A 13,620-nucleotide genomic window follows, 5' to 3' on the forward strand; every position below is an offset into this window, starting at 1 on the left:
CGACGGCGCTGCAGGCCTGACATCTTGATGTCCGATGGCCGGCACTCGGGCGGTGACATGGTGTCTTTGTAACACTTTTTTACGTATCTTCAAGATACAGGTTTACGGCGGATTTTTGTGAAATTCGAGTCGCCCGCCGCCCTCCCTGTTGCGCCGGGCCATCGGGTTGGCGCCACATTCGCAAGAAGATGGGCAATCATCACTCTCGTACGGCCTGCGCAACGAGAGCCGCAGGCCCGGCGCCGCCGCACTCAACGTTGGCAGCTCGGGCAGTAGAACGTCGAGCGCTGCCCCTGGACGATCTGCCGGATGGTGATGCCGCAGACCCGGCATGGATGGCCGGCGCGGTCGTACACGGCGCAATCCAGCTGGAAATAGCCACTGCTGCCATCGCTGCCGACAAAGTCGCGCAAAGTGCTGCCGCCGCGCTCGATCGCGCGGGCCAGCGTGTCGCGCACGGCCTCGGCCAGGCGTTCGCAACGCGCCAGAGACAAGCGCCCGGCCGGCGTGGTGGGGCGGATGCCTGCGGCAAACAGGCTTTCCGATGCATAGATATTGCCCACGCCCACCACGATGTCGCCCGCGAGAAGCACGGTCTTGATGGCCGCGCTGCGCCCGCGTCCCAGGCGATAGAGCCAGGCCCCGTCGAAGCGTGGGTCGAAAGGCTCGATGCCGAGCTTGCTCAGCAGCGGATGGGTCGGCAATTGCGACTCTTCGAGCAGGCTCCACAGCACCGCGCCAAAGCGCCTCGGATCGCGAAAGCGCAGCACCAGGCTGGTGGCTGCGCCGGGCTGTGCATCGCCCGCACCGTCGGGGTCGGCAAGGACCAGGTCAAGGTGATCGTGCGTGCCCGGCGGCGGCGCCTGCGGCAACACCCGCAACGTGCCGGTCATGCCAAGGTGGATCAGCAGCCATCCGGGAGCCTCGCCGTCCGGGCGCACGCACTCCAGCAGCAGGTATTTGCCACGCCGCTCGATGCGCGCGATCACCCGCCCGGCCAGTTGCGACTCCAGATCCGGCTCGACCGGCCAGCGCAGGCCGCGATGGCGCACCACCACTTCGGCAATGCGCCGCCCAACCACATGCGGCAGCAAGCCGCGCCGGGTCACTTCGACCTCCGGCAACTCAGGCATCGAACCTCTCCCTTTTGTGCCACTCAAACCGCCAGAGACCCCAGCCGTGCCGGTGCCATGCGGATAAGCAAAGCATTGTAGCGGCAGGCTACAATGCCTTTACCTTCCCCATCGCCTTTGAGTGCTGGAGCACCCACCCACATGTCGGACCGCCTGGACCGTACCCCGATGACCACCGCTCAACTTCTCTTCCCCCGGCGGCCGCTGCGTCACAGGCTCGCGGCCACGGCTGCCGCCGCGGTGGCAGTCTGCGCCCTGGCGCCGCTCGCCAGCCACGCCGCGCCCGCGGACGGCAAGCCCGCGATGAAGGTCGCCGCGGAGGCCACCACGCCAATCCGCTCGAACCCGCTGCCACCGAAGATGCCCCTGCCGGCGGTGCCACTGACCGCGGACATCCTCTACCGCGTGCTGGCCGCTGAAATCTCCGCCCAGCGCGGCGTGGTCGGCCCCGCGTACCAGACGTACCTGGAGCTGGCGCGCAATACGCACGACCCGCGCTTTGCCCAGCGCGCCACCGAGATCGCGTTCAATGCCCGCAGCGCCCAGCAAGCGCTTGACGCCGCGCGGCTGTGGACAGAGCTTGCGCCCACCTCCGCCGGCGCGCGGCAAGTGCTGTCGACCCTGCTGGTCCTGAGCGGCCGATGGGACGAAGCCGAACCCCTGCTGGCCCTGCAGCTCAATGGCGTGCCGCCGAGCCAGCGGCCGGAGGCCATCCTGCAGATGCAGCAGCAGCTTTCGCGCACCAGCGATCCCGCCGGCGCGGCCGCGCTGCTGCAGCGCCTGGTGGCCAACGACCTGAAGTCGGCCGAGACTCACCTTGCCCTCGCGCGCGCCAAGGAAACCGCCAACGATATTCCTGGCGCCCTGGCGGAGCTCGACGAGGCCCAGAAGATCCGTCCCGACTTCGAAGGCGCCGCGCTGATGGCTGCCGAGCTGCGCGCCGACAGCGCGCCGGAACAGGCCATTGCCGGGCTCAAGGCGTTCGTCGACAAGGCCCCGGCCTCGGTCAACGGGCACATCACGCTGGCCCGCCTCTACCTGCAGCAAAACGACCTGCAAGCCGCGCGCTCGGAGTTCGAGACGCTGCGCAAGATTGCGCCGAAGGATCCGCGCGTGCCGCTCGCCCTCGGCCTCACCAGCCTGCAGTCCAAGCGCTACGACGAAGCCGAGCTGTACCTGAAGGAATACCTGCAGCTCGCCGAGCAAGTGCCGGCGGCCAGCCCGGATATCGCCTACCAGTACCTGGCGCAGATCGCCGAGGAAAAGAAGGACTACCCGGCAGCCGTAGCCTGGCTCGACCGCATCGACGACGCCCGCCTCGCGCCGGCTGCAGCCGTCAAGCGCGCGCAGTTGCTAGGCCGCATGGGCAAGCTCGACGACGCCCAGGCGGTATTCAATGACATGCTGGCCGATGCCGAGGATATACCCGAGCCCGACCAGCGCGCGCAGCGCATGACCGCTATCCGCCAGGCCGAAGTTGGCATGCTGATCGACGCCAAGTCCTATGACCGCGCCCGCAAGGTGCTGGATGAACGCGCCGCGGCGGAGCCCGACAACTCGGACTGGGTCTATGAACTCGCCATGCTCGATGAGCGCGAGAAGCGCTACGACAGCATGGAAAAGCTGCTGCGCCGCGTGATCGCCATGCAGCCGGAAGCCAAGCAGGGCTACAACGCGCTGGGCTATTCGCTTGCGGACCGCAACGTGCGCCTGCCCGAGGCCCTCAAGCTGCTGGAAAAGGCCTCCGCGCTGGGTCCGGACGATCCCTACATCATGGATAGCCTGGCCTGGGTCAAGTTCCGCCTGGGCCAGTTGCAGCCGGCCGCCGAACTGCTGCGCAACGCTTACGCCAAGGCACCCGAGGCCGAAATCGGCGCCCACCTCGGCGAGGTGCTGTGGCAACTCGGCCAGCAGGACGAGGCACGCAAGACCTGGACCGAAGCCGCCAAGATCGAGCCGGATAACGTCATCCTGATCGACACCCTGCGCCGCTATAACGTCCCGCTCTCCGCGCTGTCCAAGTAGCATCCTGCCGTACGCAGCCGTCACGCGGCATTCCGATCACCCGCAATCATCCGCCGCCCGGCCCTCGCGCCGGGCCGGCAGCCCGGCGCCCAGCGGCGCCGGCGCGCACGCCAAACGCCATGCCCAGATCCCGACGCCTTGCCCTGCTCTGCCTGAGCGCCCCCTTATGGCTCGCCGCCTGCGCCAGCATCACGCCCACGCGGCAGTTCGATGCCGGCGAGACCGCCCAGGCTCGCGACCTCAGCGGCCGCTTCGCCGCCAACTACGTGCGCTATGGCCGCGATGAAGGCGTGCAGGGCAGCTTCCAATGGCATGAGCAAGGCCGCAATGTGCGCCTGGACCTGATCTCGCCGCTGGGCCAGACCCTGGCGGTGGTCACCTCCACGCCTTCCGGGGCCACGCTCGACCTGCCCAACCAGCCACCACGCAACGCGCCCGAAGTCGATACCTTGCTGGAGGAAGCACTTGGGTTTTCGCTGCCGGTGGCAGGCCTGCGCGACTGGCTGCACGCGCGCCCCGCACCCGGCAGCCCGGCGCGCACCACGCGTGACGACAGCGGACGGCTGGCCACCCTGGCGCAGAACGGCTGGACCGTGCGCTACGTGGCATGGCAGGAAGCCACGCCCACAACGCCATCCACGCCGGCCACGGCGAGCCCGCGCCGCATCGACCTTGCGCGCGACGGCGCAGCCAACCCGCTCTCGGTACGCCTGGTCATCGATCCGGAGCAAGCACAATGAGCACGGCCTGCACCCTGCCTCCGCCTGCGCTGCGCGACTGCCCGGCGCCCGCCAAGCTGAATCTCTTCCTGCATGTGACCGGACGCCGCGCGGACGGCTACCACACGCTGCAGACGGTTTTCCAACTGGTGGACTGGAACGATACGCTCGACTTTTTCCGCCGCGATGATGGCCGCATCGAGCGCATCAACGACGTGCCGGGCGTACCGGCGCAGAGCGACCTGATCGTGCGCGCCGCGCAGGCCTTGCAGCAAGCTGGCGGCACCCGCTTTGGCGCGGACATCGCCATTGCCAAGCGGCTGCCGATGGGCGGCGGCATCGGCGGCGGCTCATCGGACGCGGCGACCACGCTGCTGGCACTGAATCATCTTTGGGGCCTGGGCCTGGGACGCGACGAACTCAAGCGCATCGGCCTTTCACTAGGTGCCGACGTGCCGTTCTTTGTGCATGGGGAAAACGCGTTCGCGCAAGGGATAGGCGAGGAACTGACGACGGTTGAATTGCCTGAAAGCTGGTTCGTGATCATCCATCCGCGGCAGCATGTTCCGACCGCTGCAATTTTTTCGGACAAGCGCTTGACAAGGGATACGGCGATCACCATAATAGCGGACTTCACTGGATGCACAAACAAGTTCGGTTTCGGTCGCAACGACCTGGAAGCGATAGCAACAGTGAAGTTCGGCGAAGTTGCCCGAGCCCTTGAATGGTTGAGACAGTACAGTCCACATGCAAGGATGACCGGTTCCGGAGCCTGCGTGTTTGCACGATTTAACGACGAGCAAACTGCGCAGCAGGTACTAGACCGGTTGCCTCCCGAATGGGATGGCAGGTGTGCGAAGAGTTTATCGCAACACCCACTCGCAACGCTCGCATAAAGAGTTTTTCGTTCGGCGTCGCATGCAGTTGAATGTGACGATGGACGTACCCGGTTGTGTAGGGGAGTCGCCAAGTTGGTCAAGGCACCGGATTTTGATTCCGGCATTCGAAGGTTCGAATCCTTCTTCCCCTGCCATTACATCCTACAGTGTCCTTACGGACCTGCACGAAAAGCTGCCGGCACTAGCCGGCAGCAATCGTTCCCCCTCCAGTAGCAAGACAGGTGCACCGAATGAGCAGCGAAGGCTTGATGGTTTTTACCGGCAACGCCAACCCCAAACTCGCGGAGGCTGTCGTTCAGCACCTCGGCATCCCGCTCGGGAAGGCCCAGGTCGGTCGGTTCTCCGACGGCGAAGTCCAAGTTGAAATCCAGGAAAATGTTCGCGGCAAGCACGTCATCGTGCTGCAGTCCACCTGCGCGCCGACCAACGACAACCTGATGGAACTGATGGTGATGGTCGATGCGCTCAAGCGCGCTTCGGCACGCAGCATCACTGCCGCCATGCCCTACTTCGGCTATGCCCGCCAGGACCGCCGCCCGCGTTCGGCGCGCGTCGCGATCTCGGCCAAGGTGGTCGCCAACATGCTGGAAGTTGCCGGCGTCGAGCGGGTCCTGACCATGGACCTCCACGCCGACCAGATCCAGGGCTTCTTCGATATCCCGGTTGATAACATCTACGCCTCCCCGGTTCTGCTGGGCGACCTGCGCGAGAAGAACTACGGCAATCTGCTGGTGGTCTCGCCCGACGTCGGCGGCGTGGTGCGCGCCCGTGCGCTGGCCAAGCAGTTGAATTGCGACCTGGCCATCATCGACAAGCGTCGCCCCAAGGCCAACGTGGCCGAGGTGATGAACATCATCGGTGAAGTCGACGGCCGCAACTGCGTGATCATGGATGACATGATCGACACCGGCGGCACCCTGTGCAAGGCGGCCCAGGTGCTCAAGGAACGCGGCGCGCTGAAGGTATTCGCTTACTGTACCCACCCGGTCCTGTCCGGTGGCGCGGCTGCCCGCATCGCCGACTCCGAACTGGATGAAGTGGTGGTGTGCGACACGATTCCGCTGCGCGACGATGCCATCCAGTCCGGCAAGATTCGCCAGCTCTCGACCGCATCGCTGCTGGCAGAGACCTTTACCCGGATCGTCAAGGGCGACTCGATCATGTCGCTGTTTGCCGATTCCTGATAGAATTCAAGGCTTTACCGCGTTTGCGGCTGTTTTTGGGGAGTAAGACCCCTACTACGGCACGTGACGAGGTTCATCGGGCTGTCTGGTCGCGGACAGCCCTCTTACATTTGGAGTCATCATGAAAGTAGTAGCCTTCGAGCGTAGCGTACAGGGAACGGGTGCGAGCCGCCGCCTGCGCAACGCCGGCAAGACCCCCGGCATCATCTATGGCGGCGCAGCCGAACCCAAGATGATCGAACTCGATCACAACGCACTGTTCCACGCGCTGAAGAAAGAAGCATTCCACTCGTCGATTCTCGACCTCGAAGTGGAAGGCAAGGCTGAAAAGGCCCTGCTGCGCGCTTTCCAGATGCACCCGTTCAAGCCGCTGGTCCTGCACGTTGACTTCCAACGCGTGTCGGCCACCGACAAGATCCACGTCAAGGTGCCGCTGCACTTCATGAACCAGGAAAACGCCCCGGGCGTGAAGCTGGGCCATGGCATCGTCAACCACATCCTGAACGAACTGGAAGTGTCGTGCCTGCCGGCCGACCTGCCTGAGTTCATCGAAGTGGACCTGGGCAATGCGGAACTGGGCCAGACCCTGCACCTGTCCGACGTGAAGCTGCCGAAGGGCGTGAGCGCCATCACCCACGGTGACGAAAACCCCGCTATCGCCAGCATCTCGCTGCCGGCCGGCGGCGTGTCGGAAGCTGCCGAAGGCGAAACGCCTGCTGCCTGAGTACCCTGAACGCGGCCTTTGGGCCGTGCAACAGGATGGCTCTCGCAGCCGCAAGAAAAAACCGCCGGCGCGTCCGGCGGTTTTTTTTCGTCCCGAGGTTCGCGTATGCTTGGCTTCTGGCAGCACACCCATGCGCGATGCGAAGCGAGCCGTCAAGGTGTGCCAAGGCCGTATGGCGCGCCTTTTTTGCCTACGTTTTTGGCAAGACAAAAAAGTAGGTCGCCGCCCCGCAGGGGTGGTGAAACTGCAGTTGATTTTGACTTTGCAGTTGTAGTTGCGGCCAAGCCGTTGCCAGCCGCCCCGCGCCTCGTGCGCCGAGCCCCATCAACCAAGAAGTACAACGCATGATCAAACTCATCGTCGGCCTCGGAAACCCCGGGGCGGAATACGAAGCCACGCGCCACAATGCCGGCTTCTGGCTGGTCGACCAGCTGGCCCGCATGGGCGGCGTCACCCTGCGCGTGGAAGGCCGCTTCCACGGGCTGGCAGCGCGTGCCCGGCTGTGGGACCAGGAGATCTGGCTGCTCAAGCCGTCCACCTTCATGAACCGTTCCGGGCTGTCCGTGGTATCGCTCGCGCGCTTCTACAAGATCCTGCCGGACGAGATCGCGGTGGCCCATGACGAGATGGACCTGCCCTCGGGCACCGTCAAGCTCAAGCGTGGCGGTGGCGCGGGCGGCCACAATGGCCTCAAGGACATTTCCGCACACCTGACCACCCAGGACTACTGGCGCCTGCGCATTGGTGTCGGCCATCCGCGCAATTCGGCCGGTGGCGGCGGCGAGCGCGAGGATGTGATCAATTTTGTGCTGAAGCCGCCGCGCCGCGAGGAGCAGCAGGCCATCGACGAGGCCATCGACCGCAGCATCGCACCGCTTGGGTTGCTGGCCAAAGGCGAGTCCGAACGCGCCATGCTGGAACTGCATACGAACCGCTGAAACCGCTGAACGCGCGCGCCCAAACAAAAAGCCCCATCACCGCGAAGGTCATGGGGCTTTTTGTGCTGCGAACTTCGTGCCGCCAGCCGCGGTGGTAGCTCAGGCTGCCCGTTTGGCCGCCGTAAGGAGACGGTAGCGATCCATCAGGATCTCGCGCGTCTCAATGCGGTTGGGATCGTGCGGGATGCAAGCCACAGGGCAAACCTGCTGGCATTGCGGCTCGTCGAAGTGCCCAACGCATTCGGTACATTTGTTGGGGTCGATCTCATAGATCTCGGGCCCCATCGAAATGGCTTCGTTTGGGCACTCCGGCTCACAAACGTCGCAATTGATGCAGTCGTCGGTGATCAATAGTGCCATGGTGTTTCCTTTGAACCCAGCATGTCCCGCGCCCGACTGGCCGCGGCCGACATGTTGCAAGACTCTATCTTATTCCGTTTTGCTGCTGATCTTTTCCGCAAGCCAGCGTTCGACCGAGGGGAACACAAACTTGCTGACATCGCCGCCAAGCACCGCGATCTCGCGCACGAAGGTGCCGGAGATGAACTGGTACTGGTCGGACGGCGTCAGGAACATGGTTTCCACGTCCGGCAGCAGGTAACGGTTCATGCCCGCCATCTGGAACTCGTACTCGAAGTCGGATACCGCGCGCAAACCCCGCACGATCACGCGCGCATTGTTCTTGCGGACAAAATCCTTGAGCAGGCCGGAGAAACCTTCGACGCGCACATTGGGATAGTGGCCCAGGACTTCACGGGCAATGCCTATGCGCTCTTCCAGCGAAAAGAACGGGCGCTTGTTGGGGCTATGCGCCACCCCGACCACGAGCTCATCGAAGATATTGGATGCTCTGCGCACCAGATCCTCGTGGCCCCGGGTCATTGGGTCGAAAGTGCCGGGATAGACCGCGACGACCATGCTTCCTCCTTGTTCTGCCCGCCGCCGGTCCTGGATGGACCGATCGACCCCGCCCACTATGGTGAGGGCTGGAGCCAAGGCTGCGTGACGAGCGTTGGCGACAGCGGCGTAGTGTAACTCTAAACGCGGCACTTGCAAGCCGCCACATCGCGGTTTTGCCGCGCCGCCGCATCTTGCGTTCAGGTGACCGGTCACAATGCTCGCGGCCACTGGCCCTTCAAAGGTTCCTGTGTTGCAGCAAATGGAAGTGCACCGCGCCAGCCCGCGCATGCCGCACGATCTCCAGCGCAGCCGGCACGGGCGCGTCGGGGCCGATCAGGGCGCGATCCGTTTCCACATACACGGCGCCGCCTGGACGTGATAGCCGCGCCGCATGCTCCAGCGCGGGGCCAAGCCAGTCTTCGGCAAAGGGCGGATCGAGGAACACCACGTCGAAGCTGGCCGACGGCATCTGTGCCGCGGTCGCGAATGCATCGCCTTGCACCACCCGGATCTGCTGGGCGTCGAGCCGGTACTGGTTGTCGCGCAGCTGCTTGGCCACGCGCGGATTGGCTTCGACCATGGTGACCTGCTGGGCACCCCGGGAGGCAGCCTCGAAACCCAGTGCGCCGGAGCCGGCAAACAGGTCGAGGCAAGCCAGCCCTGACATGTCCTGTCCAAGCCAGTTGAACAGGGTCTCGCGCACGCGGTCAGGGGTGGGACGCAGGCCTTCGGCATCGAGCACGGGCAGCGGCGTGCGCTTCCACTTGCCGCCAATGATGCGGACCTGGGCAGGAGACTGCCGCGGCGAGGGGGATGGGGATCGCCCGCTGGCTGCGGGCGAGGGAGATCGGGTACGCGAATTCATGCCGTGATTGTAGAGCCTGCGGCGCGGAAAAGCGCAAGCGCCGGGAACGCCTCCCGGCGCCCGCGCCTGTCACTGCGTTATTCCGGTCCACCCACGATGACAGTCGCCATGGCGTCCGGGAACACGTGGCGCTGGAAGGCTTCGCGGACCTGGGTACGGGTGACCTCGCCGATCTGGGCGGTCCAGGTGTCAAGGTAGTCCAGCGGCAGCCCATACCAGCCGATATTGGCCACATTGGTCAGCAGCTTGCGATTGCTGTCGATGCGCAGCGGGAAGCCGTTGACCAGATTGTCCTTGGCAGCCTTCAGTTCGGTGTCGGTGGGGCCTTGCGCCACGTACTGCGCCAGCACCTTGCGCACCAGCGCCAGCGCTTCGTTGGTCTGTGCCTTCTTGGTCTGCAAGCCGATGCCGAAGGGCCCTGCCTGCTTGGCCGGCGCGAAGTAGCTGTCGACGCCGTAGGTGAGGCCGCGCTTTTCCCGCACCTCGTCGGTCAGGCGCGAGCTGAAGCCGCCGCCGCCGAGCACGTAGTTGCCCACCAGCAGGGCAAAGTAGTCGGGATCACCACGCGCAATGGCGGGCTGACTGATGGCTACCGTAGCCTGCTGCGCCGGATGCGGCACGCGCTGCTCGCTGGCCGGGATCTTGAGTTGCACGGGGGGCATCGTGGGCGGCGTGGCGCCAGCCGGCAGGCCGCGCGTCAGCTGCTCGGCAATGGTCTCAGCCTGCTTGCGGTCGATGGCGCCGATCAGCGTCAAGACGGCACGCGACGCCGCGAAATTATCCCGCCAGAAGCGCTCGATATCGGCTCGCGTGATCGATTCGACACTGGCCTCGGTCGGCGACACACCATACGGGTGCGACGGATAGATCGCACGCGACACCATCTTGTCGGCGATCACGCCGGGCTTGGTATCGGCCTCGCGGATGGCGGTGATCAGGCGTTGCTTCTCGCGCGCCACCACGGCATCCGGGTAGGACGGCGCCTTGATCAGCTGCCCGGCCAGCGCGAGCGACTGGCTGAGCTCCGGCTCGGAGGTCAGCGTGCGCAGGCCGATGCCGCCGCGATCGCTGCTGGCGGCGCCGCCGAAGTCAGCGCCGGTGTCGGCGAAGGCATCAGCCACCTGCGCTTCATTGCGGGCCGGCTGGCCATCCTGCGCGGCCGCGCCCTTGTCGAGCAGGGCCGAGGCGAGCGTGGCAAGGCCGGCCTTGCCGGCCGGGTCGTAGCGGCTGCCGGCGTCGAAATCCATATTGACGTCGAGCATGGGAATGGACGGGCTGCGCACGAAATACACGCGGGCGCCGGTGGAAGTGGTCCACTGCTCGATCGGGATCGCAGCCAGCGCGGCCTGCGAGGCGATCAGGGCAAGCGCACCGCAAGCCGCGCCTGCCAGGCGGCGCAACAGGCGTGGCGACGGGATCGTCGGGGCAAAGAGAGGCATCTTGGGTCCTGTCCTCTAGAGAGCTCAGCGGAGCGAGTCGGCGGCGGCCGGAGCCTTCGCCTTGTTCGGGTCGATCGGCTGCGGCAGCAGGGTCGCCACGGTCAGGTTATCGTCATTGAAGTATTTGCCCGCCACCGCCTGCACCTGTTCCGGCGTGACGGCCTTGATCTTGTCGAGCATGTGGTCGAGCTGGCGCCAGGAAATGCCGGCGATCTCGGCCACGCCGATCTCCATGCCCTGCCCGAACACCGAGTCGCGCTTGTAGATCTGCGCCGCCACCACCTGCGCCTTGACCCGCTTGAGCTCTGCGGGTGAGACGCCTTCGCGCGCAATACGGGCGATCTCGTCGCGCAGCGCGCGCTCGATCTCCTCGGTGGTATGGCCAGTGGCCGGCGTACCGTCGAGCACCATCAGGGACTCGCCGCGGTTGATGCTGTCGTAGCCCACGTTGACGTCGTCGGCGATGCGGCGCTCGCGCACCAGGTCGCGCGTCAGGCGGGCGTTGTCATAGCCATTCAGTACGGCAGAGAGGACCTCCAGGGCGTAGGGATCGACGTCCTTCTCGACATCGTGCAGGCGCGGCACCTTGTACGCCAAGACCACGTAGGGGTTCTCGGCCGGGGCCTTGACCCAGATCCGCTTGATGCCCTTCTGCGCCGGCTCCTGCTGGTCCTTGCGCAGCGGCAGCGGGCGGGCCTTGAGCTTGCCGTAGGTGCGCTCCGCCAGCGCCTTGACCTCGGCCGCCGTGACGTCGCCCGTTACCACCAGCATCGCGTTGTCGGGCACGTACCAGTTCTTGTACCAGGCCTGCACGTCTTCCACGCGCATGTTGACCAGGTCGGCCGGCCAGCCGATCACGGGATGCCGGTAGGGCCCGGCGGTGTAGACGGTGGCCAGCAACTGCTCGTAGACGGTGCCGCGCGCGGAGTCGTCCGTGCGCAGGCGCCGCTCTTCCATCACGACCTTCATTTCCCGCTCGAACTCATCCTTCTTGATGATGAGGTTGGCCATGCGGTCGGCTTCCAGCTCCATCATCTTCGGCAGGTACTGCTTGCTGATCTGCTGGTAATAGAGCGTGAAGTCGCGGTTGGTCATGGCGTTCTCGCGCCCGCCCAATGCGGCGATCTGCTTGGAAAACTCGCCCGGCCCGACCTTTGGTGTACCCTTGAACATCATGTGTTCAAGCATGTGCGCCACGCCAGTGGTGCCACTGACCTCGTCCATGCCGCCTACGCGATACCAGATCTGGTGGGCTACGGTGGGCGCGCGATGGTCTTCCTTGACGATGACCCGCATGCCGTTGGACAGCTTGAACTCGGTGGTATCGGCCTGCGCCGCGGCGGTGGCCTGGCCAGTCGGCAACGGCGGCGCCACGGCGGTCTGCGCATAGGCTGCGCCGAACCAGGGCATCGCGATCAACAAAAGGGTGGGAACGAGGCGCCGGGAGAAAGCGGCCGGGCGAACAGCGCCGGCGCCGGCAAGAAGCGAAGCGGTACGGGCGGCGCCCGACCTGGACCTGACAGCACAATGGTTCATGCGACCCCGTCTGCTAGAATTTTGGCGATTGATTCTACCGGGGTATTGACCCCTTTCCCAATGTTTAGTTTCTGGAAGAAGCGCAAGGCCGAACCGGCCAGTGCGCCGCCCGAGGTGCAAAGCCCGGCGCCCGCCGCCACACCGGCCGCGGCGCCCGCCAGCGCACCAAGCCCCATTCCCGCGGCCGGGCCTGCCCCGGCCGCCGTCGTTCCCGTCCGGCCAACCGCCATCCAGCCAGTCCAGAGCATGACTCCGGCCGCTGCCGAGGAACTGGTCCTGACCCCGCCGCCGGCCGCCTCCGCCGAAGCCAAGCGCGGCTGGATGCAGCGCTTGCGCACCGGGCTATCCAAGACCAGCCGCAATCTGGGCACGCTGTTTGTTGGCGTCAAGGTCGACGAAGACCTGTTCGAGGACCTGGAAACTGCCCTGATCATGGCCGACGCCGGCGTCGAGGCTACCGAGCACCTGCTGAGCGCGCTGCGCCGCCGGGTCAAGAACGAGCGCATCGATACCTCCGAAGGCGTCAAGGCCGCGCTGCGCGAACTGCTGACCGACCTGCTGCGCCCGCTCGAGAAGACCATGTCGCTGGGGCGCGAGCAGCCGCTGGTGATGATGATCTCGGGCGTCAATGGCGCCGGCAAGACCACCAGCATCGGCAAGCTGTGCAAGCACTTCCAGAGCTATGACCAGTCCGTGCTGCTGGCCGCGGGCGACACCTTCCGCGCCGCCGCGCGCGAGCAGCTGACCATCTGGGGCGAGCGCAACAACGTCACCGTGGTATCGCAGGAGAGCGGCGACCCGGCCGCGGTGATCTTCGACGCGGTCAACGCGGCACGCGCACGTGGCATCGATATCGTGATGGCCGATACCGCGGGCCGCCTGCCCACGCAGTTGCACCTGATGGAAGAGCTGAAAAAGGTCAAGCGTGTCATCGCCAAGGCGATGCCGAACGCGCCACACGAATCGCTGCTGGTGATCGACGCCAACACCGGCCAGAACGCGCTGTCCCAGGTCAAGGCGTTCGACGATGCGCTGGGCCTGACCGGGCTGATCGTGACCAAGCTCGACGGCACCGCCAAGGGCGGCATCCTGGCCGCGATCGCGCGCCAGCGCCCGGTGCCGGTCTACTTCATCGGCGTGGGCGAGAAGGTCGAAGACTTGCAGCCCTTCAAGGCCGAGGAATTCGCCGACGCACTGCTCGGCTGAGCAGTCCACCCGGCTCGCCAGTAAAAAAGCCCCGCAATCGCTTGCGGGGCTT

At 65.5% G+C, this 13,620-nt stretch carries 13 protein-coding genes and 1 tRNA gene; 8 read left to right on the forward strand and 6 right to left on the reverse strand.

The annotated features are described in order from the left end of the window. Positions 1-251 precede the first annotated feature (251 nt). Positions 252-1,133, reverse strand: coding sequence for a bifunctional DNA-formamidopyrimidine glycosylase/DNA-(apurinic or apyrimidinic site) lyase (gene mutM, locus AC1Q7Q_RS15300; protein WP_492375319.1), 882 nt, complete (start codon positions 1,131-1,133; stop codon positions 252-254). A gap of 141 nt (positions 1,134-1,274) precedes the next feature. Here mutM and AC1Q7Q_RS15305 point away from each other — a divergent pair, with 141 nt between their 5' ends. From AC1Q7Q_RS15305 to pth, 7 genes are all read left to right on the forward strand, one after another. Beyond that, positions 1,275-3,158 (forward strand): tetratricopeptide repeat protein, encoded by a 1,884-nt coding sequence (locus tag AC1Q7Q_RS15305; RefSeq protein WP_492375318.1) that lies wholly within the window; start codon positions 1,275-1,277, stop codon positions 3,156-3,158. 119 nt (positions 3,159-3,277) lie between these two features. Beyond that, positions 3,278-3,898, forward strand: coding sequence for a lipoprotein insertase outer membrane protein LolB (lolB, locus tag AC1Q7Q_RS15310; RefSeq protein WP_492375317.1), 621 nt, complete (start codon positions 3,278-3,280; stop codon positions 3,896-3,898). Beyond that, a complete protein-coding gene (gene ispE / locus AC1Q7Q_RS15315; RefSeq protein WP_492375316.1) occupies positions 3,895-4,773 on the forward strand; it encodes a 4-(cytidine 5'-diphospho)-2-C-methyl-D-erythritol kinase in 879 nt (292 codons plus the stop codon). The genes lolB and ispE overlap by 4 nt, the downstream gene beginning before the upstream one ends. 60 nt (positions 4,774-4,833) lie before the next feature. Continuing rightward, positions 4,834-4,910 (forward strand) — tRNA-Gln (locus tag AC1Q7Q_RS15320). Positions 4,911-5,006: 96 nt separating this feature from the next. Beyond that, the gene (locus AC1Q7Q_RS15325) at positions 5,007-5,960 is read left to right on the forward strand and encodes a ribose-phosphate pyrophosphokinase (protein WP_017229695.1); all 954 of its coding nucleotides are present in this window, start codon (positions 5,007-5,009) and stop codon (positions 5,958-5,960) included. Positions 5,961-6,081: 121 nt separating this feature from the next. Next, positions 6,082-6,684: a 50S ribosomal protein L25/general stress protein Ctc gene (locus AC1Q7Q_RS15330; protein ID WP_150991842.1), complete on the forward strand. Its 603-nt coding sequence runs from the start codon at positions 6,082-6,084 to the stop codon at positions 6,682-6,684. Positions 6,685-7,028: 344 nt separating this feature from the next. Next, on the forward strand, positions 7,029-7,622 hold the full coding sequence (gene pth, locus AC1Q7Q_RS15335; protein WP_043343405.1) for an aminoacyl-tRNA hydrolase: 594 nt from the start codon (positions 7,029-7,031) through the stop codon (positions 7,620-7,622). 99 nt (positions 7,623-7,721) lie between these two features. Here the strand turns inward: pth and AC1Q7Q_RS15340 are convergent, their stop codons facing one another. The 5 genes from AC1Q7Q_RS15340 to AC1Q7Q_RS15360 all read right to left on the reverse strand — a co-directional run bounded on the left by AC1Q7Q_RS15340 (position 7,722) and on the right by AC1Q7Q_RS15360 (position 12,362). Beyond that, positions 7,722-7,982, reverse strand: coding sequence for a YfhL family 4Fe-4S dicluster ferredoxin (locus AC1Q7Q_RS15340; protein WP_150991846.1), 261 nt, complete (start codon positions 7,980-7,982; stop codon positions 7,722-7,724). Between the two features lie 69 nt (positions 7,983-8,051). Further along, positions 8,052-8,540 carry a pantetheine-phosphate adenylyltransferase gene (gene coaD, locus AC1Q7Q_RS15345; protein WP_043343402.1) on the reverse strand — a complete coding sequence of 163 codons (489 nt, stop codon included), beginning with the start codon at positions 8,538-8,540 and terminating at the stop codon, positions 8,052-8,054. Between the two features lie 217 nt (positions 8,541-8,757). Further along, positions 8,758-9,387 (reverse strand): 16S rRNA (guanine(966)-N(2))-methyltransferase RsmD, encoded by a 630-nt coding sequence (gene rsmD, locus AC1Q7Q_RS15350; RefSeq protein WP_183032820.1) that lies wholly within the window; start codon positions 9,385-9,387, stop codon positions 8,758-8,760. A gap of 77 nt (positions 9,388-9,464) precedes the next feature. Beyond that, complete coding sequence (locus AC1Q7Q_RS15355; RefSeq protein WP_492375315.1) at positions 9,465-10,826, reverse strand: M16 family metallopeptidase; 1,362 nt, start codon at positions 10,824-10,826, stop codon at positions 9,465-9,467. Positions 10,827-10,850: 24 nt separating this feature from the next. Next, positions 10,851-12,362 carry a M16 family metallopeptidase gene (locus tag AC1Q7Q_RS15360; RefSeq protein ID WP_492375314.1) on the reverse strand — a complete coding sequence of 504 codons (1,512 nt, stop codon included), beginning with the start codon at positions 12,360-12,362 and terminating at the stop codon, positions 10,851-10,853. Positions 12,363-12,422: 60 nt separating this feature from the next. Between AC1Q7Q_RS15360 and ftsY the strand changes: the two genes are divergently transcribed. Then, a complete protein-coding gene (gene ftsY, locus AC1Q7Q_RS15365; protein ID WP_492375313.1) occupies positions 12,423-13,568 on the forward strand; it encodes a signal recognition particle-docking protein FtsY in 1,146 nt (381 codons plus the stop codon). Positions 13,569-13,620: the final 52 nt, after the last annotated feature.

The organism is Cupriavidus sp. GW823-FHT07A04 (assembly GCF_058794615.1).

Bases quoted from the DNA above. Each gene is read 5' to 3' on its own strand.
- coaD (WP_043343402.1), bottom strand. From the start codon at position 8,540: ATGGTCGTCGCGGTCTATCCCGGCACTTTCGACCCAATGACCCGGGGC.
- AC1Q7Q_RS15305 (WP_492375318.1), top strand. From the start codon at position 1,275: ATGTCGGACCGCCTGGACCGTACCCCGATGACCACCGCTCAACTTCTC.
- lolB (WP_492375317.1), top strand. From the start codon at position 3,278: ATGCCCAGATCCCGACGCCTTGCCCTGCTCTGCCTGAGCGCCCCCTTA.
- AC1Q7Q_RS15330 (WP_150991842.1), top strand. From the start codon at position 6,082: ATGAAAGTAGTAGCCTTCGAGCGTAGCGTACAGGGAACGGGTGCGAGC.
- mutM (WP_492375319.1), bottom strand. From the start codon at position 1,133: ATGCCTGAGTTGCCGGAGGTCGAAGTGACCCGGCGCGGCTTGCTGCCG.
- ispE (WP_492375316.1), top strand. From the start codon at position 3,895: ATGAGCACGGCCTGCACCCTGCCTCCGCCTGCGCTGCGCGACTGCCCG.
- AC1Q7Q_RS15360 (WP_492375314.1), bottom strand. From the start codon at position 12,362: ATGAACCATTGTGCTGTCAGGTCCAGGTCGGGCGCCGCCCGTACCGCT.
- rsmD (WP_183032820.1), bottom strand. From the start codon at position 9,387: ATGAATTCGCGTACCCGATCTCCCTCGCCCGCAGCCAGCGGGCGATCC.
- pth (WP_043343405.1), top strand. From the start codon at position 7,029: ATGATCAAACTCATCGTCGGCCTCGGAAACCCCGGGGCGGAATACGAA.
- AC1Q7Q_RS15355 (WP_492375315.1), bottom strand. From the start codon at position 10,826: ATGCCTCTCTTTGCCCCGACGATCCCGTCGCCACGCCTGTTGCGCCGC.
- AC1Q7Q_RS15325 (WP_017229695.1), top strand. From the start codon at position 5,007: ATGAGCAGCGAAGGCTTGATGGTTTTTACCGGCAACGCCAACCCCAAA.
- AC1Q7Q_RS15340 (WP_150991846.1), bottom strand. From the start codon at position 7,982: ATGGCACTATTGATCACCGACGACTGCATCAATTGCGACGTTTGTGAG.
- ftsY (WP_492375313.1), top strand. From the start codon at position 12,423: ATGTTTAGTTTCTGGAAGAAGCGCAAGGCCGAACCGGCCAGTGCGCCG.